The organism is Microcoleus sp. D3_18_C2, from assembly GCF_036702395.1.
In the GTDB taxonomy this organism is placed as follows: domain Bacteria; phylum Cyanobacteriota; class Cyanobacteriia; order Cyanobacteriales; family Microcoleaceae; genus Microcoleus.
The window spans coordinates 16,265-35,536 of the sequence record NZ_JAUBTG010000060.1 but is presented as its reverse complement, the minus strand read 5'-3'; the positions used below and the strand labels follow the sequence as shown (position 1 = coordinate 35,536).

General features: G+C 44.1%; 19 protein-coding genes. 12 read left to right on the top strand and 7 right to left on the bottom strand.

Going from position 1 to position 19,272, the window contains the following annotated elements; translation table 11 throughout:
- Window positions 1–101: 101 nt before the first annotated feature.
- From QUA88_RS24960 to QUA88_RS24950, 3 genes are all read left to right on the top strand, one after another.
- On the top strand, window positions 102–782 hold the full coding sequence (locus tag QUA88_RS24960) for an NYN domain-containing protein (protein ID WP_333231228.1): 681 nt from the start codon (window positions 102–104) through the stop codon (window positions 780–782).
- 367 nt (window positions 783–1,149) lie between these two features.
- On the top strand, window positions 1,150–1,830 hold the full coding sequence (rnc, locus tag QUA88_RS24955; protein ID WP_333055885.1) for a ribonuclease III: 681 nt from the start codon (window positions 1,150–1,152) through the stop codon (window positions 1,828–1,830).
- Between the two features lie 220 nt (window positions 1,831–2,050).
- Entirely contained in the window at window positions 2,051–2,476 is a 426-nt protein-coding gene (locus QUA88_RS24950; protein ID WP_333231226.1) for a DUF1824 family protein, read from the top strand.
- A 407-nt stretch (window positions 2,477–2,883) separates the two neighbouring features.
- Here QUA88_RS24950 and glgA read toward each other — a convergent pair whose 3' ends face one another.
- Together glgA and QUA88_RS24940 are read right to left on the bottom strand one after the other, a co-directional pair.
- Window positions 2,884–4,311: a glycogen synthase GlgA gene (gene glgA, locus QUA88_RS24945; protein WP_333208138.1), complete on the bottom strand. Its 1,428-nt coding sequence runs from the start codon at window positions 4,309–4,311 to the stop codon at window positions 2,884–2,886.
- A gap of 121 nt (window positions 4,312–4,432) precedes the next feature.
- Window positions 4,433–4,576, bottom strand: a complete 144-nt coding sequence (locus QUA88_RS24940) for a hypothetical protein (protein ID WP_333155340.1) — start codon at window positions 4,574–4,576, stop codon at window positions 4,433–4,435.
- Between the two features lie 229 nt (window positions 4,577–4,805).
- Here QUA88_RS24940 and QUA88_RS24935 point away from each other — a divergent pair, with 229 nt between their 5' ends.
- From QUA88_RS24935 to QUA88_RS24910, 6 genes are all read left to right on the top strand, one after another.
- The gene (locus QUA88_RS24935) at window positions 4,806–5,423 is read left to right on the top strand and encodes a COP23 domain-containing protein (protein ID WP_333231225.1); all 618 of its coding nucleotides are present in this window, start codon (window positions 4,806–4,808) and stop codon (window positions 5,421–5,423) included.
- Window position 5,424: 1 nt separating this feature from the next.
- The gene (locus QUA88_RS24930; protein WP_333274374.1) at window positions 5,425–6,231 is read left to right on the top strand and encodes a serine protease; all 807 of its coding nucleotides are present in this window, start codon (window positions 5,425–5,427) and stop codon (window positions 6,229–6,231) included.
- A 229-nt stretch (window positions 6,232–6,460) separates the two neighbouring features.
- Window positions 6,461–7,360 (top strand): serine protease, encoded by a 900-nt coding sequence (locus tag QUA88_RS24925; protein ID WP_333274371.1) that lies wholly within the window; start codon window positions 6,461–6,463, stop codon window positions 7,358–7,360.
- 245 nt (window positions 7,361–7,605) lie between these two features.
- Window positions 7,606–10,194, top strand: a complete 2,589-nt coding sequence (locus tag QUA88_RS24920) for a hypothetical protein (protein ID WP_333274368.1) — start codon at window positions 7,606–7,608, stop codon at window positions 10,192–10,194.
- 126 nt (window positions 10,195–10,320) lie between these two features.
- Window positions 10,321–10,650: a DUF6883 domain-containing protein gene (locus QUA88_RS24915; RefSeq protein ID WP_333274365.1), complete on the top strand. Its 330-nt coding sequence runs from the start codon at window positions 10,321–10,323 to the stop codon at window positions 10,648–10,650.
- 2 nt (window positions 10,651–10,652) lie between these two features.
- Window positions 10,653–10,895, top strand: coding sequence for a DUF4926 domain-containing protein (locus QUA88_RS24910; protein WP_015176446.1), 243 nt, complete (start codon window positions 10,653–10,655; stop codon window positions 10,893–10,895).
- A 397-nt stretch (window positions 10,896–11,292) separates the two neighbouring features.
- Here the strand turns inward: QUA88_RS24910 and QUA88_RS24905 are convergent, their stop codons facing one another.
- The 5 genes from QUA88_RS24905 to QUA88_RS24885 form a co-directional block, all read right to left on the bottom strand.
- Window positions 11,293–12,120, bottom strand: a complete 828-nt coding sequence (locus tag QUA88_RS24905) for a S1C family serine protease (protein ID WP_333274362.1) — start codon at window positions 12,118–12,120, stop codon at window positions 11,293–11,295.
- A gap of 357 nt (window positions 12,121–12,477) precedes the next feature.
- A complete protein-coding gene (gene hemC, locus QUA88_RS24900; RefSeq protein WP_333055890.1) occupies window positions 12,478–13,449 on the bottom strand; it encodes a hydroxymethylbilane synthase in 972 nt (323 codons plus the stop codon).
- A 400-nt stretch (window positions 13,450–13,849) separates the two neighbouring features.
- Complete coding sequence (locus QUA88_RS24895) at window positions 13,850–14,041, bottom strand: hypothetical protein (RefSeq protein ID WP_333274360.1); 192 nt, start codon at window positions 14,039–14,041, stop codon at window positions 13,850–13,852.
- Between the two features lie 206 nt (window positions 14,042–14,247).
- Window positions 14,248–15,252, bottom strand: coding sequence for a hypothetical protein (locus tag QUA88_RS24890; RefSeq protein WP_333274357.1), 1,005 nt, complete (start codon window positions 15,250–15,252; stop codon window positions 14,248–14,250).
- A gap of 143 nt (window positions 15,253–15,395) precedes the next feature.
- Window positions 15,396–15,956: a hypothetical protein gene (locus QUA88_RS24885; RefSeq protein ID WP_333208134.1), complete on the bottom strand. Its 561-nt coding sequence runs from the start codon at window positions 15,954–15,956 to the stop codon at window positions 15,396–15,398.
- A gap of 192 nt (window positions 15,957–16,148) precedes the next feature.
- Here QUA88_RS24885 and QUA88_RS24880 point away from each other — a divergent pair, with 192 nt between their 5' ends.
- The 3 genes from QUA88_RS24880 (at window position 16,149) to QUA88_RS24870 (ending at window position 19,039) form a co-directional block, all read left to right on the top strand.
- Window positions 16,149–17,234, top strand: a complete 1,086-nt coding sequence (locus QUA88_RS24880; RefSeq protein ID WP_333055895.1) for a T4 RnlA family RNA ligase — start codon at window positions 16,149–16,151, stop codon at window positions 17,232–17,234.
- Between the two features lie 301 nt (window positions 17,235–17,535).
- Complete coding sequence (locus QUA88_RS24875; protein WP_333274354.1) at window positions 17,536–18,384, top strand: phosphatase domain-containing protein; 849 nt, start codon at window positions 17,536–17,538, stop codon at window positions 18,382–18,384.
- A 70-nt stretch (window positions 18,385–18,454) separates the two neighbouring features.
- Window positions 18,455–19,039, top strand: a complete 585-nt coding sequence (locus tag QUA88_RS24870; protein ID WP_333055897.1) for a Uma2 family endonuclease — start codon at window positions 18,455–18,457, stop codon at window positions 19,037–19,039.
- The last annotated feature ends 233 nt before the right edge of the window (window positions 19,040–19,272 follow it).

The following is a 19,272-nucleotide window of genomic DNA, read 5'->3' as shown; positions in this document are numbered from 1 at the left end:
AACCAAAATTGGGACGTATTCTCCGCTTATAAAGCCAGTTTAGGCTTTGTTTGGGCTTAAAATTTGTTTAAGTCCCGTTAACTCAAATTCTAGGTAGTCTATTGCTAGAATTGACCAAATTTGAGGGGCTCTTGATTGAGGCAAAAGTCTACTACAATTCACTCTGTCCCGATCAAGTCTCTGCAAAAAACAAGCTGCAAAGCCTTGGTTTTAAATGTATCGATGTTCCCTGTCCTCTAAAAAATAGTGCTGATAATCAATTGATGGTTCACTGTCTTAATGATATTTACAGCCATCGGCCTCCCGATACAGTTATCCTTGTATCAGGAGATGGGGACTTTGTAAACTTGGTTCGCAATTTAAAAGATCGTGGCAAAAAAGTTATAGTCTTTGCTCAGCGAGGTAATGTTAAACAAAAGCTGAAAGAACTTGTAGGTAGTGATTTTCACTTTCTTGATGAATTGCCTAGCTTGATAGTAGCCAAGACTCAGCAGCAAATAGAAAATGTTCAGTGTCATCTCACTTACAATGAGGCTGTTGAGTATTTGATCGAAGCTATCAAAACAGCATTAAGCAAAGGGAAGGGTACAGGATTAGGTTTTATTAACAACCTAATGTTGCAGCTTTTTCCCAAGTATCAGGGAGTAACTTTTGTCTGCCAACATCAGGGAAAAACATTTTCACGCTTTAGCGAGTTGGTTAAGGCTGCCGTGAAAGATGGAAAAATCCGATTGCAGGATCAGCAATTGTTTGTAATAGAAGCAGACAGATTATCTGCATAAAGTTGCACAGTCCGCCAGGGAATGAATTCCCTGGCTCATAGCTAAAGTCGGTTGAAACCGACTGAATTACCGTTAAAAAAACACCATTTTCAGTCCTCTTTAGAGGACTTTAGCTATGAGCCAGGGGTTTTAACCCCTGGCGGACTGACGGACTGACGGACTAACGGGCTAATAGTAGAACTGGCAAATATCTGTTAAAATTTACCTCGCCGCAGATAGCAAAAATCCTGTTTATTTGATAAACTAGATTCTCCAAACCAACCGCTATCTGCGGCTCTTTCATGTCCAAATAATAACACCCAACTCCAAAAAGAATAACCATTACAGAATTGCCATGCCCTTAACTAATCCAACAAAAGAAATACAAATGACCCTTCCCGAATTCAAAAATGAAAAACTGCTGCGCCAAGCACTAACCCATCGTTCCTACGTCAACGAAAACCCCACATTCCGCGAAGAAGACAACGAACGCTTAGAATTTCTTGGCGATGCTTTGCTGACTTTTCTCAGCGGCGAATATCTCTATCAGCGTCATCCAGAAATGGGAGAAGACCAACTGACTCGCCGGCGTTCTGCATTAGTAGATGAAAAACAATTAGCCCGATTTGCTACTGAAATCAATTTAGACTTAAAAATGCGCCTTGGAAAAGGAGCTTATCGAGAAGGTGGAATTACCAACCCAAATTTGCTAAGCAGCACTTTTGAAGCATTTATTGGCGCTTACTATCTCGATACGCAAGATATGGACAAAGTTAGCCAGTTTGTGTGGCAAATGTTTGATTCTGTGCCAGAAAATGTTGTGGAAACTCGATCGACTGTAGACTCGAAAAATCGCTTTCAAGAATGGGTACAATCCAACGGTGACACGACTCCCCCCAAATATGTGACAGTCCAAGCAGGAGGCACACCCCACAAGCCGGAATTTATCGCTAAAGTTTATGTTGCAGAGAAACTCTATGGAGAAGGTAAAGGCAAAAGCAAAAAAGATGCTGAGAAAAATGCGGCTGAAGATGCGCTAGCAAAGCTGAAAAAACGCGGATTGATCTAAACTTGAAAACATGGGTAAAAACTACTAGCTTTTTTGTGCGCTTCCGGCGTTGGCCCAGCCCTCGAAGACGATCGCCCGAATTGATGGCCAGAGCACACAATGGTCTATAATCAGGACTTGTGCAAGTGTTACCGCCGTCGATCGAGGGTTGCAAGGGCAGAAATTCGTTGACGAGTACCCCCAGTGTCGATCGTAATTTTGGGAAATATCAGAGCAATTCATGTCTACTCAAAACCAGACTACCCTAACTGTTGAAGAAGCACACCAAATCCTCAAGGATTTCACTTGTCTGGATATGCAATCTGTAGCATCGCCGCTGGAAAAACAGGCACTCCGTCAAGCGATTTTGCTGGTAGCAAGTTTGTCGGATTATCAAATGTTGGGAGTGTGCGCTGCTTCGACGGATGAGGGGTTTTTAGCTTTAGAAGCTTATTTGAAAGCTTTGGGATATCAAGCTGTTTTAGATCCCAATGCAGTCACTTCATTTGCTGGTTCGGTTTATATTAAGTTCAATACTTTGAAGGGGTCGTATTATGTTGACGGCTATCCCGGAACTTACCGGGGCGTTTTGATTTCTTGTCAATCTTCCTCAGAAGATGGAGTTAGTGGAACTTACGGTCATTTACCTCTCGATTTATTTGATTAATTTCTCAGTAGTCAGTAGTCAGTAGTCAGTAGTCATTAGTCAGTAGCAGTAGTCCGTAGTCCGTAGTCAGTCGATCGATTAAATTGAATCAAAAACCCACTGAAAGCATCCAGGATACAAGCCCCCGAATTTATCCGTGGCGTCAATGCTTCAATCTAAAATCTAAAATCTAAAATCTAAAATCGATTGACTGATGCACCTTACTAAGCTGTAGGGTGCGTCAGCCCGCCCTTCGATTCAGTTGAATCTCATATGTTGCACCATTCTCAATTAGTCTTTTAGGAACAGGCTTTTCGGCCTGTTCCACAAGAAAATTTATCTTTTGTGGAACGGGCCGAAGAGCCCGTTTTTGAGAATGGTGCAAGATGTAAGTTGAATCAAACACCGACTGACGCACCTTACTAAAATTAACCCTTACCAACGATCAATTCTGCCTCTGGTGCCGATGTGGTTTCTTCGGGCTGCAGTCCCAAAATATCGCTGTACAAGTTGATGTATTTCCGGGCCGAAATATCCCAGCTAAAATCTTCTCTCATGCCGCGCTGTTGCAGTTCTCTCCACTTATCTTTGTAGCGGAAACCTTCCCAAGTTCTGATCATGCAGGTGAACAAGTCTAGGGGTTCGTAGCGATCGAAACAGTAACCGGTACCGGTATTGTCGATCGGGTTGTTGTGGGAAACGGTATCGACTAAACCGCCGGTGCGACGAACCATTGGCACGCACCCGTAGCGGAGGGCGAGCATTTGGCTGATGCCGCAGGGCTCGAAACGGCTGGGCATCAGGAAGCTGTCGCAGCCTGCGTAAACGCGCCGGGAGAGGGCCTCGTTGTAAAGTAGTTGGGTGGACATCCTACCGGGATAGCGGGCTGTCATTTGCCAGAGTTGGGTTTCGTAGTAGCGATCGCCCGTTCCGAGTACAATAAATTGAGCGTCGGTATAGGCCATGAACAGATCGAGCATTTGAATTATCAAATCCAATCCCTTCTGTTCTACCAGCCTTGTCACCATGCCGATCAAAAAGGCATTTTTATTCACTTCCAAACCGACTTCTTCTTGCAGCGCAATTTTATTAGCGGGGCGCTTTTCAATAGTATCAACACTAAATTGTTGATGGAGGTACTTGTCAGTTGCTGGGTTGTAAGATTCTGTATCAATTCCGTTCAAAATGCCCGATACTTTACCGCCGATGTAAGACAGCAAACCTTCCAAAGTTTCCCCATAAGCTGGGGTTTTGATTTGCTCGGCGTAAGTCGGCGAAACTGTATTTACTCGATCGGCAAACTGTACTGCAGCAGCCATTGTATTGTGACCTTGCATATACCAAGGACACCAAGTCATCTGCTCCAAACGCCAGCGCCACGGCCCTTGATAAGCTAAATTGTGAATAGTAAAAACCGTGCTGATATCGGGATCTTGGCTCATCCAAACAGGTATCATCCCCGTATGCCAGTCGTGACAGTGGATAATTTGGGGCTTCCAATGATTCCAGGCAAATTCAGCCGCAGCATTGGCAAAGAAAGTGAACCTCCAATCTTCATCTACACCGCCGTAAACGCGGCGCGGTAAGAAAGATGGATGTTGTAATAAGTATAAAGGTACATCGGTTCCCGGCAAAACAGTTTCAAACACCGAGAAGCTTTGGAACATGGCAGATCCATCCCAAACAGGTTTTTTGGGAACGTCCATTTTGTCGGGGACGAAACCGTAGTAGGGCATGAAGATGCGGACATCGTGGCCCATGCGCCGCAGAAATTTCGGCAAAGCGCCGACGACATCGCCCATACCGCCCACTTTGGCGAGGGGTGATGCTTCGGCGGATACAAATAAAATACGCATTATTTTTTTGTGTTCCTTGAGATTGTTACTCTAGATTAAGTTTAAATGGCGAGTGGCACAATATTAACGCGCCTTTCAAAAACAAGTATAAATCTGAGTTGCTGTAGCGATCGCACTTTACTCAAGAATGCGATCGCCCTTTTTCCATCCGCGTCGCTGTGCGGTGAAAAAAATAGCGATCGCCCCACCTTTTACTAGCCAAAAACTTATTTCTGATTGAGGCGTTGACAGGCTGTTGAAAAGGATTTACAATAATGATTAACAATAGAGAAAAAAACTCAAGTGTATCTATTAGTGTATCTATTGTAGCTGTACGGTTGTGAATATCGACAGCATTTGACCTTAAAAACTACTGAATATCAAGTCACTGCGCCTAGTCTGTGACGAATGTGAGTTTCGCGGGGCTGGGGGAAGTGGCAAAGAACTTTGTATCTTTTTGCCACTTCCCCCAGCCTGTTGTTTTAGGAAACAAATTGTAATGTGAGGTAAAGTTGATGAAAAGTGAGATTAAACGACAATTTCTAACTGTCTTAGCGGGGGCGATCGCGATCGGCAGCCTAGCTTTGAGCGCTAAACCCAGCCAAAGCCAATCAACGTCAGGCTTTATGTGCGATGCCTCCTCCGGTTCACCCGCCACGGTGTACCAAAACCGCCAAGGGGTACGGGAGGTTTGGATTAACTGGGTTTCCGACTACTTCCGCGACTCTGGCTACGATCCCATGACGCGCTGCCGCGAAGTTAGCGGGCGCTTGGAAACCTTCCGCCAGAACAAACAGCTAAAGTTTGTGACAGTTGGCTACATGAACGGACAGCGAGTGATTTGCACCGCTAGTCAAGTCAACTCACGCTGCGACGGCTTGATTTATACACTCAAACCAGGTCAAGACGCGGTTCGCACATTGTATCAATTCATGGGGTTGCGCGAGGGGCAAGCGGGTGCGCCTGCCCTGTCTGAAAGCGATGCGATGCCTTACATTGACGCGCGCCCGCGGTTAGGGGACGAAGGCGGCAACTCTGTAGCGCCTCCTGCGCCGGCTAACAATCAGCCAGCACCGGCTAACAATCAGCCGGCACCTCAACAGCCCACTGGTGGTGGAATGCGGGAGCTTTAAGGTGAGCAATTTGCTACGCATCGTGGCAATTTGTGCGATCGCGGCGAGTCTTTTTCCAATAAGAATCGCCGCTCAACCGGTGATGACGAATTATGGGGTTGCTGATAGTCAAAGTGCCAATATTGAGCGCTTGGCGAGGTTGATGACGGTGCGAATTTTAACACCGAATGCTTCTGGATCGGGGGCGATCGTCCGGCGACAGGGGCAAGTTTATACGGTGCTGACGAGTTGGCACGTTGTGGCTTTTAGCCAGCAGCATACCATGATTGCGCCTGACGGCCAGAAGTATCGGCTTTTGGGAGCGCCGTTGCAGTTGGGAAATGCGGATCTGGCGATCGTCCAATTTCGCAGTTCCATTCAGTATCAAGTAACCAGAATTAGCACTGATTTATTAACAGTAGGAGCACCTGTATTTGCCGCAGGATTTCCGATGTATCGGGGAGGTAGTTCAACTACTACATTCGACCAAGGAATTCGGGCATTTCGGTTTACTCAAGGTGTTGTATCAGTGCTGCCGCCAAAATCACTCGCTCAAGGCTATCGTTTGGGTTACACAAACGATATTGCTGTCGGGATGAGTGGCGGGCCAATTTTTAACAGTCAGGGGTTATTAATTGGCATTAATGGGCGGGTAAAAAATCGCGATCCAGATTTTGGAGTGTATGCGTTTGAAGATGGAACAGAACCGTCAGGGACAATGTTAGAGCAAATGGTTAATTCTAGTTGGGGAATTCCAATTAGTACCTATTTGCGATTTATTTCGTCTTACAGTCGATCGGCGAATTACCCACTATCCGCCAGGGATTAAAATCCACGGGGCTTTTAGCTAAAGTCCTCTAAAGAGGACTGAATTTTTCAGTCACTCGGCGATTGAAATCGCTTCTACAAAAACGAAGTCCGCCTACGCGGACTAAGAAATAAATGGGATATTTAGTCCACTTAAGTGGACTTATGCTTTGAGACAGGGATTAAAATCCCTGTCGGATCGGCGAGAAAGTGCAAGATATTTAGTTTCACCTTATCAACGGAGTTAGTTTATGAATTTAGGTTTTAATCGGTCTAATTACATTCCCGGCATTCTAGCCGGAACGGCAGTGGTAGCAACAGTTTTAATCAGTCAGCCCGCAATGGCAAAAACGGCTAGAGAAGTAGCTCGAATTGCCGTTCCAACTACAGTACAAATTAATAATACTCTAGCTAGCGATAAAGGCGGTTCAGGGGTAATCATTGCTAAGAAAGGCAAGATTTACACGGTGTTGACGGCGAATCATGTGGTGATAAATCCTAATTCCGAGTACGTGATTGTTACTTCTAAGAAGAAAGAGCATAAAGTGACGGAAGTGAAAGGTTTTCAGAATAATGACAGCGGGCCGGATTTAGCAGTTGTGATGTTTGAGAGTGACGAGGAATATTCAGTTGCACCGATTAGTAATTCCGATGAAGCCGAAATCGGTTCAGGGGTTTATATTTCGGGGTATCCTTTGCCTGCGGGTGTGGGAAGTCAAGAACGGGAATATCAGTTTACGAATGGGCAAGTTACTAATGTGCGATCGAGTAACGATCAAGGATATACGATGCGTTACGACGCAGTGACGCGGCGGGGAATGAGTGGTGGGCCAGTATTTGATGTTAGCGGCCGAGTGATTGGCATTCACGGACAGGGAGATACAGTTGGGCGAGTGCAAAATGAGGCAGGGGGAAGGCAAGAAGAAGTAAAAACGGGGTTTAATTCAGCGATTCCGATTAATACTTTTGTGGGGATGATGTCGCAGGTGGGGATGGAGAAATCTGCTTTGAAGGTTGATGAGAAACCTGCGGAAAATGCGGATGCGGAAGAGGTAAAACCTGGGGAAGCGCAGGGTTGGTTTGGAGATTTTGCTCAAGAGGTATTTAAGGATGTGATTCAGAGGGGAATTCGGAGACTTTTGCCGTTTTAGAGTTGTAGGGGCGGGTTCACCGATCGATTTTGCCACCCACCGATAATCTTAATAAACCCGCCCCCACCCAATCAATAACCCCCGAATAACTATTCCCGCCTCACCGTTAAATTCAATTAATTCTCGATCTATGGGTGGGGTGGGGGCGGGTTTACATAATTTTGGGATGGGTGTCGAATATCTAGGCGAACCCGCCCCTACAGGGTTAATGGGAACATTATTTAATCATTGAGTTGAGGTAAATTATGCGTCGTATTCGTCTTTTTGCTCTGGGTATTGTCAGCTTTTTTGCAGTTTTAATGAGTGCTTTGCTGGCTCCTGGTACGATTGTCAATCGGGCTTTATCGGCTGCACTTTGTACGGTTTTTAGTTTTAATACTACTATTTGCACGGTGAATTTAGTTAATTCGTCCGATCGGGTGGTGGCGGCGACTCCGCCTGCTATGGAAAGGAATATTTCGGATTGGTTGGTGCAGCGAGATCCGGGGGAGTTTGATGATGCACCGAGTGTGCCGGCTGGGAGTAATCCGCAGGCGCCGCCGTTTCCTCAAGATCCGGGGCCGAATCAGCCATTGCGTCCTGATTTTGATAATCCGGGTTCGGGTCAACCGGAAACTAGACCTCAAGTTGATCAACCTAATCCAAGTCAACCTATTCAGCAACAACCAAATTTTAGTTTTGTAGAGGGAATTTGGATTTACAGTGCTTATGCAGATATTTCACCTGATTCTCTCATTTTTACTAAGACTGTCAAAATTACTAATACTGGTGATGACCCCATTTTTTCTGTCTGTGAAAACTGCCAAAAATCTCAATTACCATCTAGTTTTTTTGCAAGTAAGATTCCCCAAGAACAAGCTTTAGTCGCAGATATTCAAGATTTAAACTCAAGTATTGAAGTTTTAGAAAGTACAGATAGTGAAGCTATTTGGGGAGTAATTTATGAACACAACAGCACAAATGCAATTTACTTCACTTTAGGGAAAATTCCCAATACTTCTCCAAGAATTAGCCTCATAAATGATACTTTTAGCAAAGGCAAAAATTTAATTTTAGCAAGTAATAACTTTCTTCAAGATTTTCTGGAGTTTTCCCCTATATCAATTGATAAAAATAGCTATCCAGCAAGTCAAGAGGTAATATTGAACTCACAGATTGACTGTAGTAAGTTTTTTCAGAGTGTTCAGAGAGTTTTCAATAATGTTAAAAATATCCCTAGAAAGGAGACAAAAATACCTAATACTAATCAAACATCCCTCCCCAATCCTCCGCGAAACGTGAACAGAGTTGATATCGAGCTAGGGACGAAAGGTGGGGAAGCTCAAGGCGCTGCTGACGGAGCTAGAAAAATGTTTTTGGAAAGATTTTTCGAGAAGATGCGAGAAATCGAGGAACTGTTAAGAAGAAACAAAAACAAGGGTGATACTTTTTATCCGCAAAAAAACCAGTATAATAGCCAATTATGGGCAACTACTTCTTTTCCCAAACAAGAACCTTATATTGTTGCTCAATGTATTCCACCAAGGGTATTAGCAGGAGTTGCAAGATGGGCTCCTCTTGCAGCCCTTGCTGGAGCTACCGGAGCTGTTGCTGATTGGTGTATAAAAAATCCTGAAGGCTGTAAGCTACTAGCAAGAAACCCAGGGGCTACAGCACGCGCTATAGGTGGGCAAATAAATCACCAACTTCAAAACTTTTGTTATGGTTGCTATACAGGTAAGCCACCTAATCCTGGTATGCAATCTTTTGCTTGGACTCCGAATCCTGGACTTAGTAACACTACCAGCAACTTGAAGCCTGAGATCCTAGCTCAAAGCTTAGAGAGCAAATTTGAAACTTATGCCAAAAATTTCAGGCAAAAAGAAAGCATAAATTTCACCGAACAGCTAGCCAGTCACACTCAAGTAAATCATCATTTAAGCAACACTCGTCTTGCTCAACTTAACATCCCCGGCCTTCCTAATATTCCTGGTGTTCCAGGCGGTGCAGGTAACATTCTCAAAGATGCTGTTTTGACTCAAATTGCTGGACAGCTAGGCGGATTTGTCGAAAATGAACGCGCTTTCACTACAGGGATAAAAGACATTTACCCGACAGTTGCAGAGGCACCTGGGGGTGAATTCAAAGCAAATCCAGCCAATCTACAAATCTTTTCACAAGCCTTGCGATCGGCGAATGGTAGTCCAGAAGTTCAGCTACCTCCGGGAGACTATGAAATACCAGGTCAAGTGTTTTGCTTTAAACCTCGGAGTTATGGCCCTCAAACCAGTGTCGGTTATCCTTTAGCCCCCATTAAAGGCAAGCAAGCTGATGCCTTAATAGCGCTCAATTCCCGACATATTGCCGCAGGCATTCCTCATGACAGTGCTCAAGTGCTTTCTTGGAACATTCAGTTAGGCGTAAAGTATGAGGATATGCCCCCTGAAAGCAAAGCCATTGTAGACAAAATTATGCCTGAGTTTAAACAGCAACTTTCTCGCAGCTTTTGGGAAGATTTACAGGCAAAATGGGGACAGATTTCTAGCACGATTCCCGGCGTACCTTCTTTTGATAGCGTGTTAGGTCAGCTACCTGGTGAAATGAGTCAAATCTTAAAAACTTATCAAGAAGGTCGCGCTGCTTTACAGCGGTATCGCGATAATTTTGACCAGTTACAAAATGAAATGGTTTTGCAGGGTGAAGCACCTAGCGATTCAGGAGATAGTAAATACCCTCGCGGCATTTGGAGCAAAGTGAGCGATCGCGTTTATGCCCGCTTGCTTCCAACAACCTACAATGGGCCGGCAACCATGCAAATTCGTGTGTTAGATCCTAATGGAAACGCGGTCAAATAAACTGCGATCGCTCTTTTCATACCCTTTAAAAAAAAGATCGATCGCCTTTCTGGATGGGAAGGGCGATCGATCTTTAAATAAGATAGAATTTTAAATCGCTTGTACTAATATTACAAAATTAAGTTAATGAAACTACCTAATGATACCATTATTGCTGAAGCAAAAATAACTCAATACTTGCTCAAGTTCTTACTAGAAGATGATAAATCTTTGTTTCTTGCACAAGCCAACTATACCCAAGACAACTGGCAACAACTAGAAAAAGACTTAAGAGAACAAATTTTGCCTCTGGATGCAACACCAACCGAAGAAACGCGCTATGGTAATAAGTATGAAATTCGTGGCACATTAACTGGCCCTAACGGAAGAGGTCTGCCAGTAGTAACTATTTGGATGACTGAGTTTCCATCCCAAAAAACCAAGTTTATTACCCTATATCCCAATAAGGAGGTATGAAAATGAAATTTCCCTTGTTTAAAAGAGTAGCATTACGAACAGATGTACCTAAGTACAAACTCTGTCGAGGAGATATTGCCACTATTGTTGAGCATCATCCCCACCCCGATGAGGATGGCTACAGTCTCGAAGTTTTTAATGCTTTAGGTGAAACTATAGCCGTAATTACCTTAGCTGAGTCGGAAATTGAACCGTTGATGTCTAATGAAGTTTTGCGTGTCAGGACTTTGACCGAGGCTGCATGAACATTCCTGGACGCACGGGCGGTCAGAAACCGGGTTTGTTACCAAATCTGCGATGTTCCAACGAAGTATTTTGGTAAAAAAACCCGGTTTTTTGGCTCTGACTCCCAAGTAATAGAAGTAGCACTGAAGTTATTGCGGAGTCTGGAACTAGAGTCGGCCTACCGAGAAGCATCTCTAGAAAATGACCCGGAGTGGGACGCGACAGTTGCAGATGGACTGACAGATGAAACGTGGTGAAATTTACTATATATCTGCGATCGAAAATAGCGAGAACTCTTTCGCAAAAAACAGGCAATCTTTCTTATCCCATCTGCGTTTATTTCCGGTAAAAAAAGAACGATCGCCCTTATTTCGATCGAGGGCGATCGCCCGAATGACATATTACAGAAACTCCCGACTAATTCTGAGAATTGTCCTCAATAGTCTCCTCAAATCCCGCTAGAAAATCATCCAAAGCTTCAGAGGCGATCGCCAAATTAATACTGTCGGCATCTTCCACTCCCCACGTATTCACACCAACCACTTGACCAGCCATATTAATCAACGGGCCGCCGGAATTTCCCGGATTAATCGCCGCATCAGTTTGCAACACCTTCACTTCAGCAAAATCATCTTCTTCATCGTCGCCTTCTTCATATTCCTCTGGTTCGCGAATTGCACTCACAATACCTTGAGTTACAGTTGAAGCAAACTGCCCCAAAGGATTGCCCACAGCAATTACTCGATCGCCCACTTTCACATCCAAAGACAACTCTAGGGGAGGATATTCTTGGGGAGAGTCCACTTGTTCCCCTGTGTTCGGGTCGAAGGTAAAATCGCTAATTAAGAGTAATGCTAAATCTTCTTCGGCATTACCAGTAAACACCACCTCTGCCAATCTCAATTTTCCGTCATGAGTTTCCACTAAAACCTGTTCGATTTCATCTTCTTCATAGAAGTAATCTTCATCGGCAATATCTTCTACAACGTGATAGTTCGTGACAATTATGTCCGGCGATACAAAGAACCCGCTTCCTGAAGAAATCTCTTCTTCTGTATCCCAATCCATGACGTAAATTGAAACTACGGACGGCAAGACTTGCTCGACTACATCCGAAAAACTTCCGGCTTGAGTTTTGAACTCTTTCAATTGCTTCTGCAAAGCTTGTTGGTCTGCTTGCATTTTGCTATAGAGTTGCTGAACCTTTTTCACTTCCAGCTTTAATTGAGTTTCTCTAGCGCTCATAGTGGGCTTTTACCTGAAATAAATTGCTGATTAATTTTGGATGTTTGATTGTAGATTTTGGATGGAGAGGTTAAGAACTCTAGGACTTACGAAAAAAAACCGGTTTTTACCATAAATCTTGGGCTATACAGCGAGACTTACATCAGAAACCGGGTTGCTTAACACCCGTGCGGAGCGTCCTAAATTAGTCAGATATTTTTGAAATCTATCCCGCAAGCCCTACTTAAAATCCCATCAAAAATCTACAATCAGACTGCTACTCTACCTGTTTTGCCAAAGCAAACCGCCTGTTATTTTTATTCTACAAAAGGCGATATATCGCGTCTAAAAGCATTGACAAAGAGATGCGGATCGGTTTTAGGAACCACGTTGAACTTCGACAAATATTTCCTCCAAAATTGCACTAGCACCCTGTTGGCGCAGGCGGTGAGCGAGGTCAATTCCGATCATTTCAGCAGTCTCGGCGGCGCCGGAAACACTATCTTTGACGAATCGCTGGCCGTCGAGACTCGATACCATTCCGGTTAAGGTTAATTGACCGTTTTCTATTTTGGTATTGACGCCGATCGGCACTTGACAGCCGCCTTCTAATTCCCGCAGAAATGCGCGTTCAGCATAACATCTTTGGGCGGTTTCCGAGTGTTCGAGAGCTTTAATCAGTGCCATGATTTCTGTGTCTCCGGCGCGGCATTCGATGCCCAAAGCACCTTGTCCGACGGCGTGAAGGGAGATTTCAGCAGGGATAATTTGGTGGATGCGATCGCCCATTCCCAATCTTTCGAGGCCGGCAACTGCTAAAATAATCGCGTCGTAACCGCCCTCATCTAATTTAGCGAGTCTAGTATTGAGATTGCCGCGAATATCTTTAAATTCAAAATGAGGGAAATGGTGTCGCAGTTGAGCTAGCCGCCGCAGGGAAGAAGTGCCGATTACTGAACCTTCTGGGAGGGTGTCGAGTTGCTTGTCTTTGTGCTTGGAGTGAACTACCAGGGCGTCAGCGGGATTTTCCCGTTCGGTGACGCATCCTAAAATTAAACCTTCGGGCAAATTGGTAGGCAAATCTTTGAGGGAATGAACGGCAAAGTCCGTTTCATTGTTAATCATCCCCGTTTCTAATTCTTTGGTGAAAAGTCCTTTATCGCCAATTTTAGCGAGGGCGACATCAAGAATTATGTCCCCTTGGGTGGACATGGTGTGGACTTCAAAAGTATGTTGCGGGAAGTGTTTCTGTAGCTGTTCTTGCACCCAGTGGGTTTGCACGAGAGCGAGTTGGCTTTTGCGGGAACCGATGCGAACGGTTCGGGAAGGGGCAGATGTGGTTGGGGACATAAGATCGATCGGAGGATAGCTTGAAATCAGCCAATATATTCACCTGATCTAGCGTACCGCAGGTGGGGACTTTAATTGCTGGTTGGGATAATTCGGGCGATAAAAGAGAAATACCAGATTTTGACCGCCTGTTTGAAAAAAGGATGCAACGGTAGGCAAGCTCCAAACCTTTACATAATAAGCCATTGCCAATCTAAAATCTAAAATCTAAAATCTAAAATGGTAGGACTGCCCGTAGCAGTGATTCCTGATGATGTTTCCCATCTAGCATTGGGCGTCGCTGGCACGGGGGCGATCGACATTCTGAAGCAAAGCCTGCGGGCGATGTAAGATTTACCTAGGGTCGAGCCGGATGAACCTGCTTGACATGAGGAGTTAGCTTAGCTGCTGCGAGAAAGAATTAGCTCAAAGGTTGCGAGATTTGGGGATAGAAATGTAGTTGCGAGGGGAAAAGGGCGATCGAAGTTGCGATCGTACTTCTCAAGCCACCAAACAGCTTAGGAATGAGAATTAAATAACTTCCACAAGTTTGTGGGATGGGCGGGACGCCCGTCCAAAAAGGACGGGCGTCCCGCCCATCCCACAATAACAATTAAAATTATAAGTTATTTAATTCGCGATCCTTAGCATAAAAAGTAGACTTATTGCATATATCTTCGATCGATCTACCGCAAATGCAAGGCAGATAAACACAGATAAACGGAGATAATTTCTAGATTGTTTGCGAATGAATGCAATTGGAGTCTAGTGATAGCCATTACCAAATCTAAAATCTAAAATCTAAAATCTAAAATGGTATTAACGTGGCCCTGCTTGAAGTGCCGAATTTGCTATCTGGACAACTTCTTGCTGCCGTGCGTTTTTCCTTGTGACTCGGTACAGCACCCCCAGCCTTTGCCACTCAACAAAAGCAGTGCAGTAAGCACCGCAATTATTGAAATAAATCCCCCTGAATCCGCCTGCCAATTCAACGCTTCTGTAAGTATCCTGCGGCAATTGCGAAGGAGGCGAAAACGGTTCATTTCTTTTAGCTTCGATTGTGCCGAAATAACAAGCTCCCGCACGGCATCCTTTGCCTAAATACATTCCCACAATGTAACCGTTGGCACCGGCTTGCACATCAAAATCAAGTTGCTGAATGTCAGATAAAGGAAGTCTACTCGGAAGAAAAACAGGCACTCGCGTTTTGCCTTTGATTTGTCTAAAGATGTTACTAGCAGGAAAACGACTGTTAGCCTGTTTTGCACCTGAGTTATCGGGGATTGGGGGAATTTTTTGGACAAAATTCCTCCACTGCACAACTCTATTTTTAGCAATGTTAAAAGTGGGAATCGAGTATTTTTCTAGCGCAAAAGAAGGGCGACCGTTTGTGAGGTTGAAGTTGCGGCGAATCACTGTAATTTCGGGTTTCCCTAAGCCGTAAGCTGTGGCTATGGAACGGGCGAGATTGCAGCTAATTTTGAAGCGTCCCATCTCAATATTGCCATTTTCCGCTTGATAAGACCAATTGTAACCCTCAGAAGCACGATCGCGATCGCACAGAAAATGAGAAATCTCAAACATCTTGGCAATATGAACATCGTACAATCGCAACTTACCGCCGTTGGCAGATTTTGCAGTGTTGCGATCGGGTACAATAAATTGTATCGGTTGCCAGCTATCTTCAGGGGAATAATTAAACCAGCGGATTTCTGTAATGGGGAGTTCAGTCCTTGCTAACGCTGAGTTTGGTGTCAAAGGTGCGATGGTAAAAGCAGTCACCACACAAGCAAAAATCGCCGCAAATAGCCATCTTCTCCTCATCCTGATTTCCCCCTAAGTAGGTCAGCGCAAAAAACCATAGCATCTTGTAAGAGGCGAGTGCGAGTTAAGATATATCATACAATAACGGTCAGGTACGCACGGAGCACCCTACAGATAAAAGTTGTGCGTCCCCACTACAAAACTTAACGCTTCCGAGCTAGAATAGCAGAATTTGCTATTAAAATTAAATCAGATTCTCGTCCGTTCTTAAGGGCTACGGTATACATAAAACCCCGACTTTTCCACTCGATAGTTGCTGTGCAGTAAGCCCCGCAACCGTTATGATAAACTCCTTTCACTCGGTCAGCCAGTTGAACATTTTTTAAAGTCTTAGTTACCCCTTCTACTTTGGTAGAAAACTCACCGCCTTTCTGACCTCTAATTTCCCCAAAACTGCAAGCTCCCGCACCTCGGCAATCTGCTGTATACTCCATAGAAATAGTATAGCTGTCTGTTTTCGCTTGACTTTGATAGTAAAGCTTCTGCGAAATAGGAAGCCGACTGGGGAGGAAAATTGGTACTTGTGTTTTGCCTTTTAACTTTTGCAAAATTTGACTTACCGGAACAGCCGTACCCGCTACAGCAACAGATTTTGTTTCCGGCGGTAGCTGCGACAATTCGCACGCACCAAAAACTCGCGATACAGGTACTAAAGCAGTCAATACACACGCCGAAGTCGCCAAAAGTAATAATTTATTGTTCACTGTGTTTTTCCCTGATGTCGAAACAGTCCTGTTTTTCGGTGAAGCACATTCACCTATTTACAACGATACTCGAAAATACCAAACTCCCAATAGGCATTCCGCAAAAAAGCAACTTTAACTTTTTTTTTACAAATGCCCTAAAATATGCAGTTACAGATAAAATAGAAAAGGCGACAATTTTAGGAATCGAAGGTGGAACTACAAGAGTATTTACGTCAGCACGGATTGGAAACTTTGTCCGAAACTTATCATATCAAAGTTACCCGCCACCGCCAATATCCCGATTTAGTCTGTCTGAAATACTCGCAGATAGAATCTCCCCTGGGCGAAAAAATAGTCCAGCAGTGCCGAGGCATTATTTTAGATTCATCTCAAGATTGGCAGATAGTTTCTTATCCCTACGACAAATTTTTTAATTACGGAGAAATTCACGCCGCTGCAATTGATTGGACAAATGCCAAAGTTTACCAAAAACTAGACGGTTCTTTGACTGTACTGTATTTTTACAAGGGAGAATGGAGAGTGCAATCTAGTGGCACTCCCGACGCCGCCGGCGAAGTTAACGGTTTTGGATTCAGCTTTGCCGAACTTTTTTGGAAAGTTTGGCAAGAATTGGGATATCAATTGCCACAAGAAACCGACCAGTGTTTTATCTTTGAGTTGATGACGCCTTACAATAGAATAGTTGTCCAGCAACAAAACAATCAAATCGTGCTGCACGGGGTTCGCAACACTCAAACGCTGCTAGAAACAGATCCGAGTATTTGGGCTAATAAATACGGCTGGGAATTGGTAGCATCCTATCCTTTAACTAGCTGGAAAGAAGTTATCGAAGCTGCTCAACATTTAGATCCGATGAATTCGGAAGGGTATATTATCTGCGATGCTGATTTCAACCGAGTTAAAGTAAAGTCTCCGCAATATGTCGCGATTTCCCATCTCCGCGAAGGGTTTTCTACCCGCAGGATGATCGAGATTGTTATAACTAATGAAGGAGAAGAGTTTTTAGCTTATTTTCCTGAGTGGAGTGAGTTGTATCAACAAGTTAAGGACAAATATCAATCTTTGGTTGAAGAAATCGAGGAGGTTTACCGACAGCACGAACATATCGAAGTTCAGAAAGATTTTGCCTTAGCTGTGAAACATTTGCCGTATTCCGGGATTTTGTTTTCTTTGCGGGCCCGAAGAGTTGCGGGAGTGAAAGAAGCTCTCCGCGATGTTACTATTCATAAGATAGAAGAGTTATTGGGTTTAGATTACCTCCATCTAGGTTTGTAGAAGAAGGAAGGCACGACACGGATTTTGACACGGATACACGGATTAATGATCGAGCGTGAGGCAGATGTTGAAGGAAGAGGGAAGTTCGGCAACGGATTATGTAACGGATGTAACGGATGGAATGAAGAGGTAAGCTGTTGCGCGTTTAAATTGCATATTCTGGACGGGCTCGCGTGCCCATCCCACAATAATTTGAGTGATTTTTGACACACAATTTAAATGGAGAACAGCTTAAGTATTTAAACAATGCCCAATGCCCAATGCCCAATGCCCAATTACCAATTACCAATTGCCAATTGCCATGAAAAGAGTTATTATACTTGTCGGCTTACCTGCTTCTGGAAAATCTCAATTTGCTAGGGAATTGCTGCTGTCGGAACCTGCAAAGTGGGTGCGTAGCAATAAAGATTTGCTCAGAGAAATGGCTCACGCTTCTCATTGGTCGCCGGCGAATGAAAAGTTTATTTTGCAGTTGAGAGATACGATTATTTTGATGGCTTTGGAAAGTGGCAAGCACGTCATTGTTGATGATACTAATTTTGGGCCTCACATCGAGCATATCAAGGAGTTGGTTAAAGGTAAAGCTGTTGTCGAAGTTAATGATTCTTTCCTACAAGTTCCGGTTGAGGAATGTATTAAACGGGATTTGAAAAGGCTTAATTCGGTGGGCAAAGATGTGATAATGAAGATGTACAATAAGTACGTGCGGGTTCCCGTTGTGCCGCCGGAATATAACCCGGATTTGCCGGATGCAATTATTGTTGATATGGACGGCACGCTGGCACTTCTCAACGGTAGAAATCCTTTTGATGCTTCGACGTGCGATCGCGATTTACCAAATCAGCCCGTCTTAGATACCGTTCGCAAGTGGCAAACCAGCGCCCATATTATTGTAGTGTCGGGCCGCACAGATGACTGTCAACCTCAAACTGAAAAATGGTTGCAGCAGTACGATGTCAATTATGCTGCTCTTTATATGCGGAAAACGGGAGATATGAGGAAGGATGCGATTATTAAAGATGAATTCTATCGGCAGCATATTGATGGAAAGTATAACATAAAGTTTGTTTTGGACGATCGCCAGCAAGTTGTTGATATGTGGAGAGGCTTGGGATTGACGGTATTCCAAGTAGATGAAGGGGATTTTTGACCTATGGTTTTTCTGAAAATTGTCCCATGCCTAATGCTATAATCAAAGTAACAGTGACAAAAAAATTGTTATGGTAGCCATTCCCCAAGCACCCCAAAAAATGACCGTTGAGGAATATCTCGAATGGGAAGCTCAACAAGAGATTCGCCACGAATATGTCAACGGCGAAGTTTTTGCCATGACGGGTAGTACAATTCCCCATAACGATATTGCACTTAACTTTTACACTGCATTGCGCCCGCATCTACGTTCCACAGGCTGTCGGATGAACGTATCAGACGTGAAATTGCAAGTCAGTTTTCAAAGCCGTTACTACTACCCTGATGTGATAGTCAGTTGCGATCCAGAAGACATTAATTCACGCAATTTCATTCAGAATCCTAAAATCATTGTGGAAGTTCTTTCTCCCAGTACAAGTGCTAAAGATCGGGATGAAAAATTCACTTGTTACCTGAAAATTCCGACTTTGCAAGAGTATATCTTGATTGATTCACAAAAGATTTTTGTTGAGCGTTACTGTCGGGGAGAGGGGAGAATGTGGCTGTACTATTCTTACACTGCTGGGGAGATTATCACTTTATCAAGTATTGGGTTTGATTTGCCGATCGCACTTTTGTATGAAGGTGTTGGATTGGAAACAGAAACAGAAACGTAAATGGGAAGATTGAAACCGCAATCTCTGTAGGGGCGGGTTCACCGAAATCTCGAACAGAAATCAAACAATCTGATAAACCCGCCCCGCCACGGCCCAATTTTACATCAACATTTGATTCAATAAATTAATGGTAAATTTGTATTTGCGATCGGGTGGGGGCGGGTTTAGGAGATTATTAATTTTTTCCATAGATGGTTGGTGAACCCGCCCCTACGGTTCAATTGTACCTGGTG

Bases quoted from the DNA above. Each gene is read 5' to 3' on its own strand.
- rnc (WP_333055885.1), top strand. From the start codon at position 1,150: ATGACCCTTCCCGAATTCAAAAATGAAAAACTGCTGCGCCAAGCACTA.
- QUA88_RS24950 (WP_333231226.1), top strand. From the start codon at position 2,051: ATGTCTACTCAAAACCAGACTACCCTAACTGTTGAAGAAGCACACCAA.
- glgA (WP_333208138.1), bottom strand. From the start codon at position 4,311: ATGCGTATTTTATTTGTATCCGCCGAAGCATCACCCCTCGCCAAAGTG.
- QUA88_RS24935 (WP_333231225.1), top strand. From the start codon at position 4,806: ATGAAAAGTGAGATTAAACGACAATTTCTAACTGTCTTAGCGGGGGCG.
- QUA88_RS24925 (WP_333274371.1), top strand. From the start codon at position 6,461: ATGAATTTAGGTTTTAATCGGTCTAATTACATTCCCGGCATTCTAGCC.
- QUA88_RS24920 (WP_333274368.1), top strand. From the start codon at position 7,606: ATGCGTCGTATTCGTCTTTTTGCTCTGGGTATTGTCAGCTTTTTTGCA.
- QUA88_RS24915 (WP_333274365.1), top strand. From the start codon at position 10,321: ATGAAACTACCTAATGATACCATTATTGCTGAAGCAAAAATAACTCAA.
- QUA88_RS24910 (WP_015176446.1), top strand. From the start codon at position 10,653: ATGAAATTTCCCTTGTTTAAAAGAGTAGCATTACGAACAGATGTACCT.
- QUA88_RS24905 (WP_333274362.1), bottom strand. From the start codon at position 12,120: ATGAGCGCTAGAGAAACTCAATTAAAGCTGGAAGTGAAAAAGGTTCAG.
- hemC (WP_333055890.1), bottom strand. From the start codon at position 13,449: ATGTCCCCAACCACATCTGCCCCTTCCCGAACCGTTCGCATCGGTTCC.
- QUA88_RS24890 (WP_333274357.1), bottom strand. From the start codon at position 15,252: ATGAGGAGAAGATGGCTATTTGCGGCGATTTTTGCTTGTGTGGTGACT.
- QUA88_RS24875 (WP_333274354.1), top strand. From the start codon at position 17,536: ATGAAAAGAGTTATTATACTTGTCGGCTTACCTGCTTCTGGAAAATCT.
- QUA88_RS24870 (WP_333055897.1), top strand. From the start codon at position 18,455: ATGGTAGCCATTCCCCAAGCACCCCAAAAAATGACCGTTGAGGAATAT.